The sequence below is a fragment of the Mycobacterium zoologicum genome (assembly GCF_020181635.2).
GTDB lineage: Bacteria > Actinomycetota > Actinomycetes > Mycobacteriales > Mycobacteriaceae > Mycobacterium > Mycobacterium zoologicum.
Genome location: NZ_JAYJJS010000073.1, coordinates 1 through 1861, shown reverse-complemented (window position 1 = coordinate 1861; position 1861 = coordinate 1). Strand labels below are relative to the sequence as shown.

Sequence of the window (1861 nt, the reverse complement as noted above, 5' to 3'; positions counted from 1 at the left end):
GCGGCGTTCTCACAGCAGAGGGAGTGATGTGAATGTCGAAACGGGATAGCGGTCGGGGTGCGTCGGCGGGTCGTCGGCGGATGGCTGGTGCCGCGACGTCGGTGGGGGCGTTTTTGGCGTTCGGGATGACGCCGTTGGTGGCGTCGCCGGCGCAGGCGGACTTTGACTTCTTTGACCCGTTCTCGTGGTTCGGTAGCGATCTTGAGGTTCCGGGTTCGGCCGACTTCTCCATCGGTGACCTGAGCGGGCTGCTGGGCGGGGACCCGGATGCGTGGGTGGCTTTTGACACTGCGTTGTATCACTCGTTCTACGACCCGATGGAGGCGCTGGTCACCAACTCGGCCAATGACTGGTGGCTGGACCCGATGAACCAGGCGTTCGCTACGGGTGACTCGTGCGGTGTGCTGTGCAACGGTGCGGACGCTTACGTCAACGACCAGGGTGTCCTGGTTCAGGCTCAGGATGGTGGCTCCTGGTTCGGTAACGGTGGCGACGGCATCGACGGCTCTGACGGTGGCGCGGCCGGCCTGTTCGGTAACGGTGGTACCGGTGGTGACGCGACTGCGGGCTCGACGGTGACGATCGGCAACGTTCTTTACGCGGGCTCCGGTGGTGACGGTGGCGCCGGTGGTGGCCTGATGGGCTTCGGCGGTAACGGCGGTAACGGTGCGAGTGCGTTCGTCGATGGCAGCGGCAATGTGGTTTTGGCTGGTGCCGGCGGTAACGGTGGCGACGGTATGGGCGCGCTGGGTATCGGTAACGGTGGCAACGGCGGTATCGGTGGGCACGGCCTGGACGCGGCCAACGGTGTTGCGGCCACGGCCGGTGGTCTGGGCGGCAACGGTGGTAACGCCGGCCCGCACACCGGTAACGGTGGTAACGGTGGCGCCGGTGGTGTCGGTGGTCAGGGCCTGCAGGGTGCGGCCGGTTCGTTCGGCAACGGTGGTGACGGCAACGGTGGTGTCGGTACCGAGGGTGCGGCCGGTGGTGCTGGTGGTGTCGGCGGTAACGGCGGCGAGATCCTCGGTAACGGCGGTAATGGTGGCGTCGGTGGTGAGGGCGGCCAGGGTGGTACCGGTGGTACCGGCGCCAACGGCGCCAATGGCTCCTTCGCCAACAACGGCAGTGGCAACGGCACCGATGGTGGTGACGGCGGCGCCGGTGCCAACGGCGGCAAGGGTGGCGCCGGTGGTGCGGCCGGTACCGCGGACCACGCCGGCAGCGGCGCCAATGGTGTCGGCGGCAAGGGTGGCGCCGGTGGTAAGGGCGGCGACGTCGGCCTGGGCGGCAACGGTGGCGATGGTGCCGCCGGTACCGCGGCCAACCCCAACGGTGGCAACGCTGGTAACGGTGGTGACCCGGGTGATGCTGCGGGCGTCGGTGGCGAGGGCGGTGCGGGTGCCGGTGGCAGCGCTGACGGTGCCAAGGGTGCCGATGGCACCATCACCCCGATCGTCTCCGGTAACGGTGGTGTCGGTGGCAACGGTTACAACGCGTTCGCTGATGCCACTGCGGCTGCCGGGACCAGTGGCGGTAACGCCGGTGCCGGTGGTGACGGCGGTAAGTGGGGCAACGGCGGTAACGGCGGCGCCGGTGGTTCCGGTGTCGCCGGTACGGCCGGCAGCTTCGGCAACGGTGGTAGCGGCAACGGCATCTCCGGTGGTAACGGCGGTGACGCGGGCAAGGGCGGTAACTCCGGTGAGCTGGCGGCCAACACCGCTGGTAACGCGGGTGCGGCCGGTAACGGTGCCGATGGTGGTGCCGGTGCCAACGCGGTGACCGCGAGTGTCAACGGTGGTAACGGTGGCAGCGGTGGTAACGCCGGTGACGGCGCGGCCGGTGGTACCTCGGCCAACGGCAC

The 1861-nt window shown here is 68.8% G+C and carries 1 pseudogene; it reads left to right on the top strand.

The window, feature by feature from the left end:
• Positions 1-32 precede the first annotated feature (32 nt).
• Positions 33-1861 (top strand): annotated as a pseudogene (locus K6T84_RS23780) (hypothetical protein); the annotation flags it as partial.